This window comes from Geomonas paludis (assembly GCF_014193585.1).
GTDB classification, from domain to species: domain Bacteria; phylum Desulfobacterota; class Desulfuromonadia; order Geobacterales; family Geobacteraceae; genus Geomonas; species Geomonas paludis.
In genome coordinates, this window is record NZ_BLXY01000010.1 from 100,149 (window position 1) to 123,197 (window position 23,049).

Annotated in this window: 15 protein-coding genes; 6 read left to right on the top strand and 9 right to left on the bottom strand. The window is 63.1% G+C overall.

The window, feature by feature from the left end; translation table 11 throughout:
• Positions 1-106: 106 nt before the first annotated feature.
• Both H7687_RS17570 and H7687_RS17575 read left to right on the top strand, forming a co-directional pair.
• A complete protein-coding gene (locus tag H7687_RS17570) occupies positions 107-1,129 on the top strand; it encodes a C40 family peptidase (protein WP_183349827.1) in 1,023 nt (340 codons plus the stop codon).
• A 64-nt stretch (positions 1,130-1,193) separates the two neighbouring features.
• Positions 1,194-2,912 carry a B12-binding domain-containing radical SAM protein gene (locus H7687_RS17575; protein ID WP_183349828.1) on the top strand — a complete coding sequence of 573 codons (1,719 nt, stop codon included), beginning with the start codon at positions 1,194-1,196 and terminating at the stop codon, positions 2,910-2,912.
• 378 nt (positions 2,913-3,290) lie between these two features.
• Here the strand turns inward: H7687_RS17575 and H7687_RS17580 are convergent, their stop codons facing one another.
• From H7687_RS17580 to H7687_RS17605, 6 genes are all read right to left on the bottom strand, one after another.
• Positions 3,291-3,710: a hypothetical protein gene (locus tag H7687_RS17580; RefSeq protein ID WP_183349829.1), complete on the bottom strand. Its 420-nt coding sequence runs from the start codon at positions 3,708-3,710 to the stop codon at positions 3,291-3,293.
• 113 nt (positions 3,711-3,823) lie between these two features.
• A complete protein-coding gene (locus H7687_RS17585) occupies positions 3,824-7,003 on the bottom strand; it encodes a YhdP family protein (protein ID WP_183349830.1) in 3,180 nt (1,059 codons plus the stop codon).
• 86 nt (positions 7,004-7,089) lie between these two features.
• Positions 7,090-9,351: a sensor histidine kinase gene (locus tag H7687_RS17590; RefSeq protein WP_183349832.1), complete on the bottom strand. Its 2,262-nt coding sequence runs from the start codon at positions 9,349-9,351 to the stop codon at positions 7,090-7,092.
• 135 nt (positions 9,352-9,486) lie between these two features.
• Positions 9,487-10,404: a UDP-3-O-acyl-N-acetylglucosamine deacetylase gene (gene lpxC, locus H7687_RS17595; protein WP_183349834.1), complete on the bottom strand. Its 918-nt coding sequence runs from the start codon at positions 10,402-10,404 to the stop codon at positions 9,487-9,489.
• 192 nt (positions 10,405-10,596) lie between these two features.
• Positions 10,597-12,282, bottom strand: coding sequence for an ABC1 kinase family protein (locus H7687_RS17600; protein WP_183349836.1), 1,686 nt, complete (start codon positions 12,280-12,282; stop codon positions 10,597-10,599).
• A complete protein-coding gene (locus H7687_RS17605) occupies positions 12,270-12,602 on the bottom strand; it encodes a phasin family protein (RefSeq protein WP_183349837.1) in 333 nt (110 codons plus the stop codon). Before H7687_RS17605 ends, H7687_RS17600 begins: the two co-directional genes overlap by 13 nt.
• A gap of 159 nt (positions 12,603-12,761) precedes the next feature.
• On the opposite strand from H7687_RS17605, the gene H7687_RS17610 reads away from it, so the two are divergent.
• Together H7687_RS17610 and msrA are read left to right on the top strand one after the other, a co-directional pair.
• Entirely contained in the window at positions 12,762-14,549 is a 1,788-nt protein-coding gene (locus H7687_RS17610; RefSeq protein ID WP_183349839.1) for a GspE/PulE family protein, read from the top strand.
• A gap of 108 nt (positions 14,550-14,657) precedes the next feature.
• Complete coding sequence (msrA, locus tag H7687_RS17615; protein ID WP_183349841.1) at positions 14,658-15,212, top strand: peptide-methionine (S)-S-oxide reductase MsrA; 555 nt, start codon at positions 14,658-14,660, stop codon at positions 15,210-15,212.
• A gap of 13 nt (positions 15,213-15,225) precedes the next feature.
• On the opposite strand, the gene H7687_RS17620 is transcribed toward msrA, so the two are convergent.
• From H7687_RS17620 to H7687_RS17630, 3 genes are all read right to left on the bottom strand, one after another.
• On the bottom strand, positions 15,226-17,364 hold the full coding sequence (locus H7687_RS17620; RefSeq protein WP_183349843.1) for a hybrid sensor histidine kinase/response regulator: 2,139 nt from the start codon (positions 17,362-17,364) through the stop codon (positions 15,226-15,228).
• A gap of 88 nt (positions 17,365-17,452) precedes the next feature.
• Positions 17,453-18,694, bottom strand: a complete 1,242-nt coding sequence (gene glgC, locus H7687_RS17625; protein ID WP_183349844.1) for a glucose-1-phosphate adenylyltransferase — start codon at positions 18,692-18,694, stop codon at positions 17,453-17,455.
• 48 nt (positions 18,695-18,742) lie between these two features.
• Positions 18,743-20,002 carry a ChaN family lipoprotein gene (locus H7687_RS17630; protein ID WP_183349846.1) on the bottom strand — a complete coding sequence of 420 codons (1,260 nt, stop codon included), beginning with the start codon at positions 20,000-20,002 and terminating at the stop codon, positions 18,743-18,745.
• Between the two features lie 481 nt (positions 20,003-20,483).
• Here H7687_RS17630 and leuB point away from each other — a divergent pair, with 481 nt between their 5' ends.
• Together leuB and asd are read left to right on the top strand one after the other, a co-directional pair.
• A complete protein-coding gene (leuB, locus tag H7687_RS17635; RefSeq protein WP_183349848.1) occupies positions 20,484-21,572 on the top strand; it encodes a 3-isopropylmalate dehydrogenase in 1,089 nt (362 codons plus the stop codon).
• 200 nt (positions 21,573-21,772) lie between these two features.
• Positions 21,773-22,870 carry an aspartate-semialdehyde dehydrogenase gene (asd, locus tag H7687_RS17640; RefSeq protein WP_183349850.1) on the top strand — a complete coding sequence of 366 codons (1,098 nt, stop codon included), beginning with the start codon at positions 21,773-21,775 and terminating at the stop codon, positions 22,868-22,870.
• The last annotated feature ends 179 nt before the right edge of the window (positions 22,871-23,049 follow it).

Genomic DNA, 23,049 nt, shown 5'->3' on the forward strand with positions numbered 1-23,049 from the left:
TTTTTTGCGCCGGCTCCGTAAGAGGTCATTAAAGTTGACAGGGTGCGTCTTTTGTTATATAAATTGACGCACCCGCTTTTTTTTCTAAAACAATGAAGGAGGACTCATGATAAAAAGCCTGAAGCTCTTTACCCTGTGCATCGTCATGCTCTCCGTACCTTCGCTCGCCTTCGCCGCAAAGACCCATCGCGTAAAAAAGCACGAAACCCTATATTCCCTCGCCAAAAAATATAACGTGACCGTCGAAGAGCTGAAGGCCGCCAACAACCTGGTCGGCAACAGCGTCAAGCCGCGCGTGCTCCTGGTCATTCCGCCCCGCTCCGTTTCCGAGGGGAAGAGCGCGTCGGCCGGCTCCGACACCAAGGTGTACAAGGTCAAGAAGAGCGAGACACTTTCCCGCATCGCCAAGAAGACCGGGGTTTCGGTCGCCGAGCTGAAGAGGCTGAACGGCCTCAGCGGCAGCAGGGTGAAGGCGGGAAAGGTGCTGGTACTCAAGGAAAGCGAGCCCGCGGACGAGCCGAAGGTCAAGGTTAGCAGGAAGCTGCAGCTGCGTCACCCCGATCTCTTCAACGAGAAGGATTACGAACAGAGCATCCAGGAGCTCGCCTCGCTGGAGCCGGAGCACCATGTCGATCTTTCCAAGAGCACGGAACTCAAGGCAGACAGCATCAAGGAACTGAAGAAATCCGCCTATGGCTTCCTGGGGACCCGCTACCGCTTCGGCGGCAGCTCGCGCTCCGGCATCGACTGCTCCAGCTTCGTGCAGCACGTCTTCAAGGAACTGGAAGTATCCCTGCCGCGCACCGCGCGCGAGCAGTTCGAGGTCGGCAGTGCCGTGGCGCCGGGCGACCTGCAGAGGGGCGACCTGATCTTCTTCGCCACCTATGCCTCCTATCCGTCGCACGTCGGCATCTACCTCGGCAACAACAAGATGATCCATGCCTCGTCGCGGGACCGCAGGGTGGTGATCTCCTCCCTGAACACCTCCTACTACCGTTCGCGCTTTTTGGGCGCCAAGCGGATAGCCAAGGTCAACCCGGATGTCTTCAAGCTCGATGACCTTATCCTCGGTGTCGAGGAGGACAACTCGGAAAACTCGATGGAAGAGGACGGCCTGACCAGCAACTAGGCTGCCTTCCCCACCTATCGTCAACGAATCCGGCCCTCGGGCCGGATTTTTTTATGGGCTCCGCATGAAGATTCTCCTGGCGTACAAGTGTCACCCCCAGGGTGCCAAGGACCCCTTCACCTCGCTGCTGCCGGTCGGCCTGCTCTCGCTGAACGCGGTGCTCAGGCAGGCGGGGCACGCAGTCACCCTGGCCAACCTCTCCCGCACCTCCTGGGCGCAGGCCCGGGAACTGCTGCAGCGGCTCGCGCCCGACGTGGTCGGCATCTCCCAGTTCACCCATAACCGGTCGGAATCCATCCGGCTGGCCTCCCTGGCCAAGGAGCTCGACCCCGCCTGCTGCGTGGTCCTGGGCGGCCCGCACGCGACCCACTCCTGGCGCGAGCAGCTGGAGCGGCATGGCGCGGTCGATGCCGTGGTGCTGGGGGAAGGGGAGCAGGCCCTGCTGGAACTGGTGCAGGCTCGCGCGCACGGGCGCCCCTTGTCGCAGGTGGCGGGCGTTGCCTGCCGGGAAGGGGGAGAGATCGCCGCGGGTGCGCCGCGGGCCGCCGTGGCTGACCTGGACCAGCTCCCCCTGCCCGGGAGCGACCCGGGCCATACCATCGGCGTCGACCTGCGTCGCCAGCTCGAGTTCGTTATCACCTCGCGCGGCTGCCCCGCCAGTTGCCTGTTCTGCTCGTCGCCGCTGTTCTGGGGCCGTGGTGTCCGTTTCCGCTCTCCCGCCTCCGTTGTCGGCGAACTGCGTCTTTTGAAGGAGCGTTACGGGCTCATTTACTTCTCTTTCCGCGACGATACCTTTACCGCCAACCGTGCCCGGGTCCTGGAGATCTGTCGCCTGATCCAGGAGCAGCGTCTGCACATCCTGTGGAACTGCCAGTCCCGCGTCAACGCCGTAGACGAGGAGATGCTGGTGGCCATGAAGCGCGCCGGGTGCGAGTGCATCCAGTTCGGCGTCGAGTCGGGATCTCCGGAGATGCTCAAGGCGCTGGGGAAGAAGATCCTGCCGGCGGACGTGGAGCGTGCGGCGGCAGCGGCGCGCAAGGCAGGGATCAACCTCTCGGTCTACCTGATCACCGGGATCCCCGGCGAAGGCGACCAGGACCTGCAGCAGACCGTGCGCCTCATCGAGAAGATCCGTCCCCAGGACGGACAGGTCTCCCCCCTGGTGTACTATCCGGGGACCGAACTGCTGCATGGCGCGGTGCGCCGGCACGAGGTGCCGGCCGACCTGTTCGAGAAAAAGGAAGGGGAAGGCTTCCTGGTGCGTCGCGACCCGTTCGTGGAGCGTTCGCGCCAGTCGATGCTGAAGGCGCTGCAAAAGGCGGGGAAGAAAGCCCGCTTCAGCCCGGCCGATTTCGCGGCGCAGCGGGAACTGGTGGGCTACAGCTTCGTGACCGAGCTGCTGCAGGCGGAAGCGCTGGAGCAGGAGGGGGACTGGGAGGGCGCGATCAGGCTCTGCAGGGGGATGACACGGCAGGAACCGGACAACCCCTGGGGGTGGCTGCAGATGGCGGGGGTGCAGGAGCGCATGGGCGACCTGGCCGGCGCCACCCGCTCCTACCACAAGCTGGCGCAGCTCGTGCCCAACCACCTGCCCGCTTTCCTGGCACTGGGGGAGTTGGCCCTGGCGCAGGGGGACCGTGCCGCGGCGGCGCGCCACTACCAGCGGGCGCTGGAGCTCGACCCGTGTGACGAGGCCGCCCTCGAGGGCGCCGCCCAGGCGGGGGTAGGGGGCGGCAAGGCCGGCGGTAAGGCAGGGCGTGTGCAAAAGCCTATGAAACGATGAAAAGGGTGCCCGAAGGGCGGGTGGGGGAGGGGCCACGAAGCGGGGTCATCGCCTATTGCAGCGCCCTCACCCCAGCCCTCTCCCGGAGGGAGAGGGGGATGGGCATGATCTCGTTCCCAAGGTCCACCTTGGGAACGCAAAGCCTTCCGAATCTCCAACTTCCCTCGGATGCCAAGCTGGAGCTTTTGCGCCATATGGGGTTCCCAAGCTGGAGCTTGGGAACCAGGAAGAATTCACAAAGGGGAGGACGTTGGTCACCGCACAAGGGGACAGGCACCTGGCGGAGCCAGTCCCCTCGCGTCGCAGTTCCCGGATGAACAAAAAAAAGCGCCTCCCTTGCGGGGGGCGCCTTTTTTTATCCTTGCTGCGGGGAGCGGCTTACTTGTTGACAGCCAGGCCCGGGGCGAAGATGATCTTGTCGAAGGTGCGCTTCAGAGTCTTGCTCTGGAAGTTGACCATCGGCGGAGAATCCGGGAACTCGACGGTGTCGCCGACTTTCACCTGGGTCTGCATTGCTGCAACCCACAGCTTCTCGCCTTTCTCTTCGATCAGGACGTAGGTGTACCCGCCGGAGTCCATGGTCTCGAGGACCTTACCTTTGTGGCCAGCGCCCGGCTTCACTTCCTGCGGCTTCAGGCCAGCGTGCGGATCGGTGCCCGGAGCTGCTGCGGGCATCTGGGATGCGGGGGCTGCAGCCGGTGCCTGCTGTGCAGGTGCCTGCGGAGCTTCTTCTTTCTTCTTGCAGCCGGCAGCTGCCACGGCAACGATTGCCAACAATACGACCAAAGTCTTCTTCACAGTTTCCTCCGTGTTGGATGAAATTAAGGAATCACAACGGTTAGAAAAAATAGCACAACACTAATGGACTTTACAACTAAAAAAAGTCTGGTATACGCGAGGGGCCGACCGCTTCAGCGCCCGATGATCACCTCGCCGGTGTCGGTAATCAGGCGCGCGGGAAGCTCGAAAACCCGCTTGAAGATGTTGAAGACCCCCTTGGCCAGCGACTTCACAGGCACCGCCGTCACCTGTGGGTCCTCAATTCTCCCCTTGGCCTCGAAGTAGGTGGTGATCAGCGACTTGTCCTTTCCGGTCAGGATCCACCCGACTATGGGGATCTTGCTCACCACCTTGTCCACCGTCTGCAGCGGCTGCACCCCAACGTTCAGGTCGAGCTCGTCCTTGACCAGGTCCATCTTGCCCACCGCCGAGATGTTCATGGCGTTGCTGTCCACGAACAGGTTCTGCGTCGTGGCGACCCCGTTGCTGAAGGCGATGTCCCCGGTGATCTTGTTGAAGGGCATCCCTCCCGAGACCATGTCGGGGAGCTGCCCCTTGAAGAGCTGCGACACGTTGAGGATGGAAAAGATCTTGGAAAGCGTGGAGAACTTCCTGATGCTGCCGCGCTCGATCCTGAGTTTCACGTTCCCCTGGATGCTCCGCTTGAAGTCCGCCGCGGTCTCCCCGCGCACGTTCAGCTCGCCTTGCAGCGAGACGGCGCCGGTCACCTCCTGTTTTTTCACCCCCAGCGCGTGCAAGAGCGCCGCAGCCGAGACCTTCTGGACGCTGCACGACAGCGTGTGCCGCGCCGGCGCGGTGAGGTCGCTGCGCAGCCTCCCGGTGACCTCACCCTCGAAGGAGCTGAACTCGAAGGGGAGCAGCTGCAGCACGTGATTTTCGTAGAAAACGCTACTCCTGAGGTGCTGGAACGGGAAATCCTTTATTTTCCCCTCGGTAGCGGTGACATGCGCCCTCACGGTGAGTTGCCCGTCGCCCCCTGGTCCCCCGAAAAGCGGCATCAGGTCGTCGGGGTTCAGGTACGACGCGCTCACCACCAGTTCCGCCAGCGGATGCTGCTTCAGTTCTTTCACGCTCCCCTTGACCTGGAGCGAGGACTTGCCCAGAGAGCCGGAGAGCGAGCTGATCTGCAGGTTGTCCTTTTGGTAGGTGAGGTTGCCCTGTACCCGTTCCACCCGCACCGGGGCGCCCCCGGTGGCGAAGCCGAGATCGGCGGGATCGACCGAGGGAGAGGTGAAGATGAGCTGCCAGCTCGGGTTCTGGGTTCCGGTCAGGACGCCCCGCCCGCTGATGCTGGTGCTGCCGAGCCTGACCTGGAGCTGTGAGGTCTCGAAGGTCTCGCCGTTCACCTTCACCGTCCCGTTGACCCCGGTCAGGGGCTTGATCTTGTCCCCCGGTTTCAGGGTCACCCCGGCGAGCCCGACGCTGCCGCTCCAGGCGAGCCGGTCCATGTCCGGGCCGGCGGCGTGCAGCAGGAGCTGGACCAGGCCGGTGGGGTGGTACTTCTTGACCATGGGTACCAGCTGGCCCACCTCGGTGCTCTGGAACTGGTTGGTCCTGATGTCGAAGCTGACCGGTCCGTCGTACCTGCTCACTGCGGTGGCGGAGAGGGAGGCGGGGGGAAGCAGGTAACGCAGCGAGGTGATCCGGAACTGCTCCTTGTCGAACTCCATGGCGAAGGAGACGCTGTTGGTGCGCCCCGCCGGCTTGGCCACCAGGTCTTTGAAGCCGTAGGCGGCGGTGGCGAGGTCGCTGTCGCCCGAGAGCTTGTACAGGGCGGTTCCCCCCTCACCCTTGAGGTTCAGGATGGAGTTGGTGGTGAAGGAGCTGATCCCCTTTCCCAAGAGCCAAACCACCTCGGGCTGCCTGGGCTGCACCTTGGCGGTGAAGGGGTACTGGGAGGGATGGTCGAGGGGGTAGTCGGTGATGCGCCCCTCGAGGGAAAGCGGCGAGGTGCCGAACCGGCCGGTCATCCCCTTGAGGATGAAGTCCTTGCCGGAGAGCTCCAGCTGCCCCTTGACGCCGGTGAAGACAGGGATGCCGGAGCCGTAGTTGACCACGCCGTTCTCGACGTGCGCCTTGATGTAGAGCACGTTGTAGTTCTGGCCCCGCTCCATGTGCAGGATCTGGCTTACCCTGCCGTCCAGGCGTCCCTGGTCGAGCCGGTACACGCCGCCGGTGATTTTCTGCTCGATGAAGTGGGAGGTGTCGTCGACGATGATGCCGTAGGGGATGTACTGGCGGTAGTCGTGCAGGTTGAAGCTGTTGCTGCTGGCGGTTGCCGTGATGCGCATGTCGCCGGAGTGCAGCTCCGAGAGTTTCACCTTCCCGTTCACCTTGAAGCCGTCCAGGTCGGCCTTGACGTGGTCGATGTCGAGGTCGCGGTCGGTCAACTGCAGCGAACAGGAGCCCTTGAAGGACTTCGGCGTGAGCCTGGCGTGGAACACCTGGGGATAGTCGAGGTTCATCCTGGTGAAGCGGAACTCCGTTTTCCCCTTGAAGGCGTTCAGGTGCCCCTTGATGCTGGCGTCGAGCTCCAGTTGCCCGGAGAGGCTCTTGAACGGGACGAAGCGGCTGTAGTAGGGCCAGAAATGGCCGAGGTCGATGGGGCCGGTCGTGATCTTGCCGTGTACCGCCATCGAGGTGAAGGGGACCCCGGCCGCCGGGATGCCCGCCACCCCCGAGAGGTGGATGGGGACCTTGGTTTTGCCCGAGGTGATCTGGCCGCTGAGTTTGAAGTCGCAATCCCTGCCGCGGGTGATCCGGCTCAGGAAGAGGTCGGTCTCCGAGAGCTCGGTGACCACCGGCTGGTCGGAGAAGGCGTAGTCGGTGAAGCGGATCTGGGCCTTCTTGAGCTGGACGCCGTGAATCCCCGGGGCCTCGCCGCCGCTGGGGGTGAGGAGGTCGGAGATGTTGAACACCCCCTGGCGGTCGCGCCACAACCTCAGGGTCGGGCGCTCCAGTTCGATCCGGGACAGCACGATCTCGCGGCGCAAAAGGGGGAGGATGGCGATCCGGACCGTGAGCCGCTCTGCGGTGGCGAAATCGGTCGCGCCGTCCTTTTCCTTGATGGTGACGCCGGTGAAGGTGAAGGCGGGGGTGAGCCGCATGGTGAAGGCGCCGGTCTGGTACTGCAGGTCCCGCTTCAGCGAGCTCTTCACCTGGGCCAGGATGTCGGCCTTGTAGGTGTCCAGGTCGAGCAGGCGGGGGAGGAGGCTCGCCCCGAGGACGACGACGGTCAGTATGGTGGCCAGAAGCGGCAGCAGCCAGGCCCGTATTTTTTTATGCGGCATAGCAGTATCTCGAAGCAGGTTCAGGCGCCGGTGCAGCACACGGGGCTTCGACCTTCTTTATCTTAATCTCGACCTTAATCTGCAGTTTACGCGTCGGCGGGGAGCTCGATGATGAAGCGGCTCCCCTTGGGGTGGTTCTCCTTGGCGCGGATGAAGCCGTGGTGGTCGGAGATGATGGTGTTGACGATGGCGAGGCCCAGGCCGGTGCCGCTCTTCTTCCGTGAGAAGTACGGCTCGAAGAGCCGGGGGCGGTCCTCCGCGGCGATGCCGTGTCCGGTGTCGGAGACGGTGAAGGTGGCCATCTTCAGCGTGCTGTCGTAGCGGGTGGCCAGTTCGATCTCCCCGTCGCCCTCGATGGCGGCTACCGCGTTGTCCAGGAGGTTGATCACCACCCGCTTGATCTGGTCGCGGTCCAGCATGATGGCCGGCATCTGCTCGTCTGCGTTCAACGTGAAGCGGATGTGGCGGTGCGCCTCCACGTACAGCGTGAGCGCCTCCTTGAGGATGTCGTTCAGGTCGTTGGGCTTGGGGACCGAGGCCGGCATGCGCGCGAAGTTGGAGAACTCGTTCACCAGCCCCTTCAACTCGTCCACCGATTTGATGATCATGTTGGTGCACTGGTCGAAGACCTCTTCCTCGCCCGCGAAGCGGGACAGGTAGCGCTTCCTGAGCCGCTGCGCCGAGAGCTGGATCGGCGTGAGCGGGTTCTTGATCTCGTGGGCGATCCTCCTGGCCACCTCGCGCCAGGCCGCCATCCTCTGCGCCTTGATCAGCGAGGTGAGGTCGTCCAGCACCACCACCATCCCCATGAAGGCGTCGTTCTCGTCCTTGAGGACGGTCAGGTTGGTGAGCAGGGTCAGTTCACCGTCCCGCATCGGTATGGTCACCTGGCGCACGATGGCGTCGTGCTTGTCGAGCACCATGTCGCGCAACAGCCCCTTGACGATGTCCAGGTGCTCGGCCTGCAGCACCTCGCGGAAGTTCTTGCCGGTGACCTTGTCGCTGTTGATCAAGAGGAGCTTCTCGGCCGACTTGTTGACCGTGGTGAGCAGCCCCCCCTTGTCCACCGAGATGATGCCGGCGGTGACGTTGGCGAGCACCGCCTCCATGTAGCGGCGCCGCTGCTCCAGTTCCATGTTGCTCTTCTGCAGCTCCTCGTTGGTGTGCTGCAGGGCGAGCTGGTTCTCGCGCAGGTCCTCGGTCATCCGGTTGAACGAGGCGATCAGCATGCCGATCTCGTCGCCGCCCCCCTCGCCCAGGTGCACGTCCAGGTTCCCCTCGGCTACCTGGCGGGTCGCCTCGGCCAGTTCCTGGATGGGGATGGTGAGGCTGCGGGCCAGGTAGACGCCGAACCAGACGGCGAGGAAGACGATCACCATGGTGATCAGAAACAGGGTCAGGATGTAGCCCGTGGCGATCGGGTGCTTCATGATCTTCAGCTGGCGGAACTCGTGGTAGGACGCGGAGATCTCGCGCATCTTGGAGACCAGCGAGTAGGGGACGTAGTAGTTGACCACGATGACCCCGACCACGTCGTTGCCGTTGAAGTTGCTCCGGATCGGGACGATGCCGCGGATCAGGTCGGCCTTGCCGATGGCGTTGACCCGGGTCAGCTGCTGGCCGGCGAGCCCCACGTTGATGTCCTCGGAGGAGGGGTTGGTGAACTCGCCCAGCGGGAGCTTGGGGTTGCCGGCGCGGAACAGCTCCTCGCGCTGCGCGGAGAAGACCTCGACCACCCCCAGGTTGTACTCCCTCTGCTTCTGGCGCACCAGGGCCTTCAGCTGGGGCAGGTTCTCCTCGTTGAGGAGCTTTCTCTCCTTGATGGCTTCGCTGATCTGCTCGCCGTAGTAGAGCGCGTTGGCGGCCGAGGTCTTGTAGTAGACCTGCGCCACCTCCATCGACTCGTTCAGGGAGGTCTCGACCTGCTTGTTGAACCAGTTCTGGATGCTGTTGGTGATGAAGCCGGCGGAGACGAAGAACAGCAGCATGGTCGGCACCAGCGACAGGGTGACGAAGGCGAGTACCAGCTTGGTGCGCAGCTTGGCGCCGGGCGTGTTCTTGCGCCGCTCCAGGAAGAGCTTGGTGATGTTCCTGAACACCAGGTAGACCAGCAGGATGATGAGCAGGATGATGACGTTGATGATGGCGAAGATGACGATGTTGCTCCCCATCGGCACCTCGGAGGAGAGGCGCGACAGGTGGATCTCGAGGTAGGTGAGGAGCACGATCATGAACAGCGACACGCAGACGATGATCGCCTCGCGCTTGCGCTTTCTGATCTCTCCGGCGGGCAACTCGGTACCCTGTATCTGCGGGGGGAGCCCCCCCTTTTCGTCGGACATCGGCATCAGGCCACTCTATACGAATGAGGCAGCGGTTTCAAGCACTTCGACGCTGCGCCGGGAACGAAAAAAGCAGCCCCCGGGGGAGCTGCTTCGTTTTTCTCTCTTAGTCTTAATCTTAGTCTTAATCTTAGCCGGCCTCTAAGCCTCCAGCCATGCCAGTTCCGGCAGGGAGAGGTTGAAGGGCGCGTTGAACGCCTGCGGGGTGAACTCGATCAGGGTGTAGCAATCCGGGCGCTTCAGAAGCTCCATGACCAGCTTGTGGTTCAGGTCGTGGCCGGACTTGGTGGCTTTCACGTGCCCGATCAGGCGGTGGCCGGCGAGGGAGAGGTCGCCCACGGAGTCGAGGATCTTGTGGCGCACGAACTCGTCCTGGAACCTGAGCCCTTCCGGGTTCAGTACGCCGTGGTCGCCGATGACCACCGCGTTGTCCAGCGAACCGCCCAGGGCCAGGCCGTGCGCCTTCATCATCTCCACTTCGGCGAGGAAGCAGAAGGTGCGGGCGGCGGCGAACTGGTCGGTGAAGCTGGTCTGGCTGAACTCCAGCGAGCGGTGCTGCTTCATCACGGCCGGGTGGGCGAACTGCATGTCGAAGGAGATCTTGTAGTGGCGCGACGGGATGATGGAGGCCTTCTTGTCGCCGTCGGTCACGCTGACCGGCTTCTTGATCACCAGGTACTTGCGGGGCTTCTTGGACTCCTTGGTGCCGGCCTTGACGATGGCGGCCACGAAGGGCGCCGCGCTGCCGTCCATGATCGGCACTTCCGGACCGTTGATGTCCACGTGCGCGTTGTCGATGCCGCAGCCGTACAGGGCCGCCATGAGGTGCTCTATGGTGGAGACGCTTGCTTCGCCGCGGCCGATGGTGGTGGAGAGCCTGGTGTTGACCACGTTCTGTGCGTGCGCTTCGATGGAAACAGCCGGGGTGAGGTCAACCCTGTGGAAGACGACGCCGGTGCCCGGCTCCGCCGGACGCAGCGTAATGGTGATCGTCTTGCCGGTGTGCAGGCCGATGCCGCTGAAGGTTACCTTGTTGCCCAAAGTCTGTTGGAATATCATCTGCTTGCTCCTGATCATCAGTATGCTTACTATCAAGCAAATAATGAGCCAAGAGTGGCCGCATGCTTCTCATTGGAAAAAAGCGCGCTGCTTCGGGTGTGTAGACGGTATCGACTGCCGGAAAGGTGCGGGGCGGGGGTGTGGCAAATTTACCGCTGTGGTGCCAGTGCAACGGGGAGTGTGGCTTTTTTGCTACAGTCTGCCTGAGCGGAGGATGGCGACCATCCACCAGACGCCGACGATGCCGGCGCAGCTGTAGCCGAAAAAGGCGAAGGCGGGAAAGCCCCAGAGCATGGGGCCGCGGTTTCCCTGCATGGCGATGGACGAACCGATCAGGAGGGCGGCGATGATCAGGGAGAGGCAGAGCCGGTTGGCGGAGCGGTCCAGTTCCTTGGAGAAGCGGTCCAGGCCCCGGTGCTCCAGATCGATGCGGAACTTGTTGCGGTTGATCTTGTTCAGGATCTCCCTGATGTCGCGCGGCAGGTTGCGCGCCAGGGTGAGGTAGCCTTCGAGCCCCTGCTCCGCCTCGCGAAACAGCCGTCCGGGTGAGCGCTGCTCGCGGAACTCGCGCTCCAGAAAGGGGCGCAGGTGGCCGACCATGTCGAAATCGGGGTCGAGCTTTCTCCCCATCCCCTCAACCACCACCAGCACCTTCACCAGCATGGTGAGGTCGGGGTGCACCTTGATGCGGTGGGTGGAGATCAGGTCGATGAACTCCAGGAGCATGCGCCCCACCTCGATCTCCTTGAGCGGGATCTCGAGGTAGCTGTCCATGAACTCGGCCAGCGCCTTCTTCAAGGCCTGCATGTTCACCGTTTCGCCGGCGTCCCCCGCCTCCACGATGATGTGGGCCAGCCCCTCCACGTCCCGGTTGATCACCGCCACCAGGACGTCGGTCAGGTAGCGCTTCACCGCCGGGTCGAGCCTGCCCACCATGCCGAAGTCGAGCAGGCAGATCACGTTGTCCTTGAAGATGAGCACGTTGCCGGGGTGGGGGTCGCCGTGGAAGAAGCCGTGCTCCAGCACCATCTTCAGAAAGGCGCGGGCCCCGCGCCGGGCGATCTCGCGCCGGTCCAGCCCGGCCGCCTCGATGGCGCAGGTGTCGCTGACCTTAATCCCCCCCACGTACTCGGTGGTGAGCACCCCCTTGGCCGTCGCCTCCCAATAGACCTTTGGGAAGTAGAGGTTGGGGTCACCCTTGAAGTTGTCGCGGATCTTCTCGATGGCGTGCCCCTCGCGGGTCAGGTCCATCTCGCGCCTGATGGTGTAGGAGAACTCGCGCACCACCCCCACCGGGTCGTAGATGTCGCTGCGGGCCATGTGGCGCTCCAAAAGGAGCGCCACCCCCATCAGGATGTCGATGTCGGTCTCTACCGCTTCCACCACCCCCGGACGGCGGACCTTGACCACCACGTCCTCGCCGGTGATGAGGCGGGCGCGATGCACCTGCGCGATGGACGCCCCCGCGATCGCCTCCCGTTCGACGTACAGGAAGCGCTGACCCAGGGGCACCCCCAACTCGTGCTCGATCTGCGCCTTGATCTCCTCGAAGGGAAGGCAGGGGATCTTGTCCTGCAGGTGGGCCAGTTCCTGGACGAAGGAGGCGGGGATGATGTCGGCGCGGGTGGAGAGGAGCTGACCCAGCTTGATGAAGGTGGTGCCCAGTTCCTCCAGGGCGAGGCGCAGCCGCTCCGGCGGCGTCAGGTGCTCGGCCTTGGCGCTCCTGGGGCGGAAGACCCGGCGCGAGAAATCGACCACCTGCCCGAAGTTCAGGTACTCCAGCAGGTGCCCGAGCCCGTAGCCTCCCAGCACCGTGATGATCTGGCGGTAGCGCCGGATGCTCCTGACGTTGCGGTTTATGTTTACTATCCTAAGCACTCATCCTCCGGCTGGGAGGTGACGCTTTCGGCGGCAAGCGCCTCCAGCGCCCTCACGCGCCGCTCCAGTCTGTCGTAGTCGTCGCGCGACACCATGCCCATCCGGTCCAGGGCCTTCTTCACCTCGGCCTCGGCCACTTCGGCGGTCTTTTGCTGCCCGGTGCGCGCCATCTCCTGGATCCGGTCCAGGAAGGCGCGCCCTTCCTCCTCGCTGATCTTGTAGCGGGACTTCATCTCCTGGATCAGCTCCTCCCCTTTTTTCTGGGTAAGCGCCGCCGCACCGAGCGCCGTGAGCACAGCCTTCTCGAACAGTTCGAACATGGTATCCCTCCTCTTGCAAACGGTAGTGGCACGCCTCCATTTTATAGGCGCTATTTAATGATACTGGCGAGCCGTCCGTTGTCAAACATTGCACCTCCTTGACATCACTATGTTTCTCACCGATAATCCCATACTTGTTCCCATTAAAAGGGTTACGCCATGCAGAAAAAGAAGATGGTCACCATCAAGAACGTGGCCCAGATCCTCCTGCAGCGGGGACTGATCGACCAGGGGCAGTTCAACGAGCTGCTGGCCAAGGGGGAGGCGCAGGCCCACCGGCTGGCGGGCGCGCAACAGGCGGGGTATTCCCGGCGGCTGCAACAGACCCCGGAAAAGCCGTCCCCCGCCGAGATCATCGCCTCGCTGAACCTGGAAGTCGCCGGTTCCTGCGGCAAGCTCCTCACCGAAGACGCCATCACCGAAGTGCTCGCCGCCGCGGTGGGGCTTCCCTACCTTAAGATCAACCCGATGAAGCTCGACCTCGACCTGGTCACCGCCCACATCTCGCGCCCCTTTGCCCTGAGGCACCTGATCGTTCCCGTGGCGTTTGAGGACGGGGTGGTTACGCTGGCGGTCGCCGATCCCTTCAACGACGAGGTGATCGAAGAACTGAGGGCCGTGAAGCGGATGGAGTTTCGCCGGGTGCTCGCCTCGCGCAACGACATCCTCAAGATCCTGAGGGAGTTCTTCGGGTTCCGCGCATCGGTGCAGGCCGCCGAGAGCGAGGTGGCCACCGCGGTGGACCTGGGCAACCTGGAGCAGTTCGTCCGCCTGAAAAGCGGGCACGAGATCGAGGGGACCGACCGCAACATCATCTCCGCCGTGGACTTCCTGCTGCAGTACGCCTTCGACCAGCGGGCGAGCGACATCCACATCGAGCCCAAGCGGGAGAAGTCGCTGGTGCGGCTGCGGGTGGACGGGGTGCTGCACAACGTGCACATGGTTCCCAAGCAGCTGCATCCCCCCATCGTTTCCCGCATCAAGATGCTCTCCCGCATGGACCTGGCCGAGAAGCGGCGTCCCCAGGACGGCAGGATCAAGACCAGCCATGACGGGCGCGAGGTCGAGTTGCGCGTCTCCACCCTGCCGGTCGCCTTCGGGGAGAAGGTGGTGATCAGGATCTTCGACCCGGACGTCCTGATGCAGGAGCTGGACACCATCGGCTTCTATCCGCGCGAGTACCAGCTCTACAGTTCCTTCCTGCGCCGCCCCAACGGCATCATCCTGGTCACCGGCCCCACCGGCAGCGGCAAGACCACCACGCTCTACTCCTCGCTTCGGACCCTTTCCTCCCCGGAGGTGAACATCGTCACCGTCGAGGACCCTATCGAGATGGTGATGGAGGAGTTCAACCAGGTCGGGGTGCAAAGCGGCATCGGGGTCACCTTCGACAAGGTGCTGAGAAACGTGCTGCGCCAGGACCCGGACATCATCATGGTGGGCGAGATCCGCGACAAGGAGACCGCCGAGAACGCGGTGCAGGCGGCGCTCACCGGGCACCTGGTGCTTTCCACGCTGCATACCAACGACGCACCATCCTCGGTGACCAGGTTGATCGACCTGGGGGTTCCCTCCTTTTTGATCTCCTCCACGGTGATCGGCATCATCGCCCAGCGGCTGTTGCGGAAGATCTGTCCCAACTGCAAGCGGGAGAGCCAGTTGAGCGCGGAGGAGCTGGAATACCTGGGGTTGAAGCGGCCGGCGCGGGTCTGGGCGGGGGAGGGGTGTGCCGAATGTCGCGGTACCGGCTACAAGGGGAGGACCGGGATCTTCGAGGTGCTGGACGTGAACGAGGCCATCAAGGCCGTCATTGGGGAGCGGGTCGACCTGGCCGAGCTGCAGGCCGCCGCCCGCAATGACGGTCTGATTACCCTGCGCGAGCAGGCCGTGCGCAAGATGCTGGAAGGGATAACCACCTACGAAGAAGTCATCGCGGTCACAGGCTGAGCCAGTCTGAGCCAGCCTGACCAGTCGGACGCCCGCCAAAGGGGACTGGCTCCGCCAGGTGCCTGTCCCCCTCAACGCCCGCCGGACGCTTCCGCCAAGGGAGGAACCATGGAAAACAGTCCCACCGACACCCCCACCGAAACCGCCATCTTTGCCGGCGGGTGCTTCTGGTGCATGGAGCCGGTCTTCGACAAGATGCCGGGGGTGCTCTCGGTGCTCCCCGGCTATACCGGCGGCACCACGCCCAACCCGAGCTACCGCGAGGTCTGCGAGGGGGAGACCGGCCACGTCGAGGCGGTGCAGATAGTCTTCGACCCGGCCCGTGTGAGCTACCGCGAACTGCTGCGGGTGTTCTGGCGCAACATCGACCCCACCACCAAGAACCGCCAGTTCTGCGACTACGGCAGCCAGTACCAGACCGCCGTCTTCTACCTCAATGAGCAACAGAAAAGGGAAGCGGAGGAGAGCCGGGAGGACGCCCAGCGCAGCAACAGGGTCGGGGCGGCGGTGGTCACCGAGATCCTGCCGGCGTCGGAGTTCTACCCGGCCGAGGAGTACCACCGGCAGTATTACAAGAAGGAGCCCTACCACTACCAGCGCTACCACGATGGCTGCGGCCGCAACTGGAGATTGAAGGAGCTGTGGGGGCGGGAAACGGAGTAGCCGGCGCCGGCATTCAAGGTTTGGAGAGCACCCTCTCCAAGGCCTGTTGCAACTCGTCGCAGCGGTAGGGCTTGATGACGGCGGCGCAGAAACCGTAGTCGGCATGTTCCGCCATGACCGGGTCGTTGGAATAGCCGCTCGACACGATGAGCCGGGCGGCGGGGTCGAACGCCAGGATCTGCTGCGCCGCCTCCTTGCCCCCCATGCCGGCAGGAATGGTCAGGTCCATGATGGCCACCGCGAAAGGCTTCCCGGCCTGCGCCGCCTCCCGGTACAGCCGCACCGCCTCCTCGCCGTCGGCGCAGGTCACCACCTGGTACCCCAGGTACTGCAGCATGTCCCGCGTCAGCGTCCTGATCGCCTCTTCATCGTCCATCACCAGTACCGTCCCTTCCCCCGGCTTCCCCGGGCGTTCCGGTTGCGGCGCCTCCTCTTCCGGCACGACTTCCCCCACGGAGGGGAGGTAGAAGGTGAGGGTGGTTCCTGCGCCGGGTTTGGACGCCACCTCGACCCTCCCGCCATGCTTGATGACGATGGAATGCACGGAGGCGAGCCCCAGTCCGCTCCCTCCGGGCTTGGTGCTGTAGTAGGGATCGAAGATGAGCTTCTGGTCTTCGTAGGGGATGCCGCATCCCTGGTCGATGAAGGAAATCTTTACGTAGTCGCCGGGAGCAAGGCCGAGATCGTTGCCGGCAGGGAGCGGGGCGTTCTGCGCAATTACCGTCAGCACTCCTCCGCCCGGCATCGCCTGGCAGGCGTTGATGATGACGTTGCTGAAGGCCTGGTTCATCTGCCCCTCGTCCGCCTCGATGGCATGCAGCCCGTCCTGGAGTTCCAGCCTGGTCTGCACCTTGGTGCCGTGCAGGGAGAGGGAGAGAGCTTCCTGCAAAAGCCTCCCCAGCGGGACCACCTTCTTGATGGGCTGCCCCCCCTTGGAGAAGGTGAGCAGCTGGTGCGCCAGTTCGGCGGCGCGCTGCGACGCCTTCTCCGCGTTCTTGACCGGGCCCTGCGCTGGGTGGTCGGGGTCGAGCAGCAGTTCGGCGAAGGAGAGGTTGCCCAGGATGCCGGTGAGGATGTTGTTGAAGTCGTGGGCGATGCCGCCGGCGAGGACGCCGAGGGATTCCAGCTTCTGGGCCTTCAGCAACTCCCTTTGCATCGCTTCCCACTTGGTGATGTCGGTCAGGGTGAACAGGATGCGGTGGTGGACCAGGCGGGTGTTCAGGATGATGTGCTTCGAGGAGCCGTCGACACAGGAGATCTTCGCCTCCTGCGGGGTGACCGGCACGCCGCTCTCCAGGGTCTTGGCGAGCTCGTCGTGCCAGACCGCCAGGACCCGGTCCCGGTAGGTGGGGTCCGGGAGGGCGCGCTCCATCAGCTGTTCCAGGGTGGGGTGATCATCGGAAACGTAGCCCAGCCAGTCGCTGACGTAGCTGTTGAGATACTGGATTCTGCCGCTCTCGTCAGCCCAGCCGACCCCTGCCGGCATCTCCTCCATGAGGACCTTGAGGATCTCCTCGTTTTGCTGCAGCGCTTCCTCGATCTCGTGGCGCGCCGTGATGTCCCGCACCATGACGATGATGCGGTCGTTGCCGCCGATGTCGGCCCGGCGCAGGTTGATTTCGGACCAAAACAGCGAGCCGTCCTTCTTCTTGCTGCGCCACCTGACCGTCATCGGGGGACCCGCCGCCGCCTGCTGCAAAAGATGCCGCGCGTCCGCCTCCGTGTAAGGCGGTTCTCCCAGGCTCAACTCCTCCACGGTGAGGTCCCGGGCCTCCTCCGGGGTGTACCCGTACATCTCGCACATGGTCCGGTTCACGTCCACCAGTTGTCCGGTGGTGGCATCGTGGATGAAGAGGGCGTCGTTGACGTTGTGGTAGATGGCCTGGAAGCGCGCCTCGCTCTGCTCCAGCCGGTCTACCGACTCCGCCAGGCGCCCGGCAAAGCGCGAGATCAGCTGGTAGAGCAGGGCCGAGGTGACCATGATGAACATGAGTCCCTTGTAGACCTCGATCTGCTCCGCGATGTGGCGGTCGGAGACCAGCCAGATCAATGCGTAGCCGGAGAGGTAGATCCAGGCGCTGCCGAACAGGGCATAGACCCCGACGATCTTGTTGATCTCGCGTCTTTGGTTGCGCTTCGATGCTGCCCGCATGTGTGCTCCCGCCCTTCAGGGCGTCTGGCTGCGGTGGCCGGGGTCTTTGCTGCCGTTACGTTTTCATGGGCGGCTCTTGGCCGCCCCCTTACTTGGCTTCCGCCATCGATACCACGACGATCCCCGATTCGGTGACCCGGTACCCCTTGGCCCGGTCCTCATCGTGGTCGTAGCCGATCTGGGTGCCGTCGGGGATGACGATGTTCTTGTCGATGATGGCGCGCTTGATCTTTACGTGGCGTCCGACGGTGACGTTTTCGAAGAGGATGGAATCGTCCACCTCGCTGTAGCTGTTCACCTTGCAGCGCGGGCCCAGGATGGTGCGGCGCACCGTGGCCCCGCTGGTGATGCAGCCGGCGCAGACGTAGGAATCGATGTTCATACCGCGGCGCCCTTCCTCGTCGAAGACGGTCTTGGCAGGGGGGAGGTTGCCCTGGTTGGTCAGGATGGGCCACTTGTAGTTGTAGAGGTTAAGCTGCGGCGAGACGTGGATCAGGTCCATGTTGGCCTCGTAGTAGCTCTCGATGGTCCCCACGTCCTTCCAGTAGCCTTTTTCCTCCGCCTTCATGCCGGGGATGATGTTGTCGTTGAAGTTGTAGGCGAACACCTTGTCCTTTTTCTCCAGCATCATCGGGATGACGTGCTTGCCGAAGTCGAGGTCCTCGTACATCTTCTTCCCTTCCTGCAGCACCTCGATCAGCTTTTTGGTGGAGAAGATGTAGTTCCCCATGGAGGCGAAGCAGGTGTCACGGCCGGGGATGCTTTCCGGGTTTTTCGGTTTTTCGGTGAAGGCGCTGATCTTGTAGTCGTCATCGACCGAGAAGACCCCGAAGCGGCTCGCCTCCTGGACCGGCACCTCCAGCGCCGCGACGGTCAGGTCGGCGCGGTTTCTGCGGTGGTAGTCGATCATCTGGCTCACGTCCATCTTGTAGATGTGGTCGCCGCCGAAGATGGCGACGTAGTCCGCGTCCGAGGACTCCACGAAGCGCAGGTACTGCAGGATGGCGTCGGCTGTCCCCTTGAACCAATCCTCGTTCTCCGAACTGGTCTCCGGCGAGATGGCGACGAAGAACTCGCCCAGGCCGGTCCATTTGCCCCACGACTCCCTGATGTGCTTGTTGAGGGAGTACGCGCGGTACTGGGTCAGGATGTAGACCTTCTTGATCCCGGAGTTGAACAGGTTGCTCAAAACGAAATCGATGATCTTGTACTTGCCGCCGAACATGACGCTCGGCTTGGCCCTTCTGATGGTGAGGGGGCTCAGGCGCTCCCCTTTGCCGCCGGCGAGCACCATGGCGATGGTGTTGCCGGCATTACTCATGGCATACATGCAGTCTTAGTCCTCCGGGTATCGCGGTCGGGTCCTGCCCGGCCGGTGTCAGGGCTTGCCGTGTTTGGGCGCCTCTCCAATCTTGAATATTACTTCGAGGTCGATGACCTCTCCCTTTCTCTCCAGCTTCAGCGTGGACTTGTCCCCCACGTGCTTCTGTTTCACCCCGTAGATCAGGTCGAGGCTGTCCTTCAACGGCTCGTTGTCCAGGGCCAGCAGCAGGTCTCCCTTCTGCACCCCGGCCCGGGCGGCGTTGGAGTCCGGGACCACCGTGTTGACCACCAGGCCGCGCCCTTTCGGGTCCGGCTCGAACATGACGCCGAGCAGCACGCCCGGTTTGGGGAGCCCCTCGTAGGCGTAGCTCACCAGGAAGTCGAAGGGGACCATCGGGAAATCCGGAAGTGTCACATCCATGGTCACCGGCTTTTCGGCGCGCTGTACCGCGAGTTCCCGGCCGCCGATGGTGGCGTAGGAGGTGGGGAGACGGCGGAAGACGCGGCGCGGGATGCCGAAACCGTAGCCGATGTGGTTGCCGCCGGCGACCACCAGCAGGCGGCGCTCCTTACCCTCGGGGGTGGTCAGGTAGCGTACCGCAGATTCCGCCATGGTCTCGTCCCACAGCGTCTGGGCCCGGATGAAGCCGTCGATGGCCATCTTGCCGTGGCTGTTGTGGCCGGAGAAGATGCTTTCCGTCTGGGCGCGCTGGTAGGGATCGGAGAGGTCCATCTGCGGCAGCTGCGCCTTCTGCTCGGGCGTGAGCTCTTCGAGCGGCTTGCTGCGCACCGCCTGCACCAGTTCCTTCTCGGCGTTGAGGGCGACGACCGGGATGCGCTTCTCCTTGGCATAGAGGAGCAGGTCGCGGTAGTAGGCGAAATCCATCTTCCAGTTGTCGTACCAGCGTGCAGCCTTGAGGAAGGCCTTCTCGTCCAGTTCGCCCGCCACCCAGCGGTCCAGGACCGGCTGCTGCGACCTCACGAACATTTCCATCCCCAGCGCGACCTTGCCGGGGTAGCGCTGCTCCAGCGCCTTCAGGGTGTCCAGTTCCAGGCGGTGCGCGGCGGGGTTGTCGTGGGTCTCGCCGACGTAGACCACGCGGGCGTCCGTCACCACGTCGAACATCTGCTGCGGCGTTACCAGCGTGCCGGTGGGGAGGTGCAGGATCTCGCCGATCTCCGGAGCCTTCTGCTGGGGGTACGGGGTTTCGGGGTTGCCGAGCACGGCCCTGCCGGCCCGGTGTGTCGAGCAGGCGGTCATGGTGAGCAGGGACAGCACAGCGGCATACCGTGCCAGACGAGCGATGGATAGCATTCTTTCTCCTGAAAATATGATGTTCCCGCGGTGGATTGGGTCATGTCGGTAAAGGGGACTGGCTCCGCAGGTGCCTGTCCCCTTTGCGGGATCCGCAGGTGCCGCTCGCTTTTGCGCGATTTGGTCTTTCCGTTGGCCAAGGAATGATACCTACTCTAATGAATTTGTCCAGTCGCCGCTTCTCGTTAAGGGTTGTCTACGGGGCGGCGCACGCGGCGGCGCTTCTGGAGCCGGATCAGCTTTACTCGTTGGTAGGAATGTAGCACAACACCTCATGAAGATAAACTGAAAGTTTTATTTTTCTCTAATAAAAGTCGGCGTGACGGTTTCATTTCGTGCCGGGACTGGATCAGCCGGCGGCGCATTAACTCATAGTCATGGTTTGGGGCGCTAAACGTATGTTTGACGGCCTTTTTTATGTTGACAATATCACTGTCTCGCAAATAGAATCGCTAATTTAATACATATCGGAGGTTGTGCAATGGGACAGCTTTTTAAAGTGGCGGTGCTGCCGGGTGACGGCATCGGCCCGGAGGTTATGGCAGAAGCGCTCAAGGTGTTGGATGCGGTCGAAAAACGTTACGATGTGAAATTCGAGCGCACTCACGCCAACGTAGGCGGTGCGGGCATCGATCTGGAAGGACGCGCCCTGCCGGAGACTACGGTAAATATATGCAAGGCTGCCGACGCCATCCTGTTCGGTTCGGTGGGCGGACCCAAGTGGGAAACCCTCCCCCCGGATGAGCAGCCCGAGCGCGGCGCCCTGTTGCCGCTGAGGAAGATCTTCGGTCTCTACGCCAACCTCCGTCCCGCCATCATCTTCCCGTCGCTGACCAGCGCCTCCTCGCTGAAGGAAGAGGTGATCGCCGGCGGTTTCGACATCCTGGTCATCCGCGAGTTGACCGGCGGCATCTACTTCTCCCAGCCCAAGGGGATCGACGGGGCCGGCCGCGACCGCGTCGGCGTGGACACCATGCGCTACAGCGTTCCCGAGATCGAGCGCATCGCGCACGTCGCCTTCCAGGCCGCCCAAAAGCGCGGCAAGAAGGTCTGCTCCATCGACAAGGCGAACGTCCTCTCCACCTCGGTGCTCTGGCGCGAGATCGTGATCAACATCGCCAAGGAGTACCCGGACGTCGAGCTGTCCCACATGTATGTGGACAACGCCGCCATGCAGCTGGTAAGGTGGCCCAAGCAGTTCGACGTGATCCTGTGCGAGAACATGTTCGGCGACATCCTCTCCGACGAGGCCGCCATGCTGACCGGATCCTTGGGGATGCTCCCGTCCGCGTCGCTGGCCGAGGGGACCTTTGGCATGTACGAGCCCTCCGGCGGCAGCGCCCCGGATATCGCGGGCCAGGGCATCGCCAACCCGATCGCCCAGATCCTCTCCGCGGGGATGATGCTGCGCTACTCCTTCGGCATGATCGAGGCGGCCGACGCCATCGACAACGCCGTCGCCAAGGTGCTGGACCAGGGTTACCGCACCCGCGACATCTACCAGGAGAAGGCCGGCGAGAAGCTGGTCAACACCAAGGAAATCGGCGACGCCATCATCGCCAACCTGTAGTCAGGTGAATAACTGGTTCCCAAGCTCCAGCTTGGGAACCTATAAGTTCACCCCGACGAAGCTTCGCTTCGCCAAAACCGGAAGCTGGAGCTTCCACCTGATGTGCGTTCCCAAGCAGGAGCTTGGGAACGAGGACGCGCATAGTTCGAGGCGGGGAAGCCGCCGGTGAACATAAAAACTTCAAGAAAGGAAGGTCGCCTATGAAAGTCGGTATGGTCGGTTGGCGTGGCATGGTTGGCTCGGTTCTCATGCAGCGCATGCAGGAAGAGAACGATTTCGCAGGTGTTGAGCCGGTATTCTTCACTACTTCGCAGGTGGGGCAGCCCGCACCGCTGAACGCGGGGACGCTGAAGGATGCATCGGACATCAACGAGCTGAAGAAGCTGGACGTAATCATCACCTGCCAGGGGGGGGATTACACCAAGGCGGTCCGCCCCGAACTGAAGAAGGCCGGCTGGAACGGCTACTGGATTGACGCGGCGAGCACCCTGCGCATGGAAGACGACGCGGTCATCATCCTCGACCCGATCAACCGCAACGTCATCGACGCGGCCCTCTCCAAGGGGATCAAGGACTACATCGGCGGCAACTGCACCGTGAGCCTCATGCTCATGGGCCTGGGCGGCCTGTTCAAGGCGGGCGTGGTCGAGTGGCTTTCCTCCATGACCTACCAGGCGGCCTCCGGCGCCGGCGCACCCAACATGCGTGAACTGCTCTCCCAGATGGGCGTGCTGCACGGCTCCGTGGCCCAGCAGCTGGCCACCCCGGGTTCGGCCATCCTCGAGATCGACAAGAAGGTCACCGACACCCTGAGAAGCGGCGAGATGCCGACCAAGGAGTTCGGTTTCCCGCTGGCCGGCAACGTGCTCCCCTGGATCGACCGCGAGGTCGAGGATGGCCAGAGCCGCGAGGAGTGGAAAGGGTACGCCGAGACCAACAAGATCCTCGGCGCCGCCAACCCGATCCCGGTGGACGGCATCTGCGTCCGCGTGGGCGCCATGCGCTGCCACAGCCAGGCGATCACCATGAAGCTGACCAAGGACATCCCGATCGGCGAGATCGAGGAGATGATCAAGAACGACAACCAGTGGGTGAAGTTCGTTGCCAACAACAAGGCCGACTCCCTCGCCCAGCTCACCCCGGCAGCCGTTTCCGGGTCGCTCACCGTTCCGGTGGGGCGTGTGCGGAAGATGAAGATGGGGCCGCAGTACCTCTCCGCCTTCACCTGCGGCGATCAGCTGCTGTGGGGCGCCGCCGAGCCGCTGCGCCGCATGCTGCAGATCCTGAAGGAGAGGTAAGGTCAAGGTCAAAGGCGTCGCACACGGATTTTACGGGAACGCACGGATAAAGGCAGATAAGGCAAACAGGCAGATAAGGCAAAAGCATTTTGGGAAAACCCATGGCTTTAGATCCGTGCTCTTTCCGTCTTCTCCGTGTTGGTCCGTGTGAGATGCCGTTGACTTAGTTTCTGAATTTT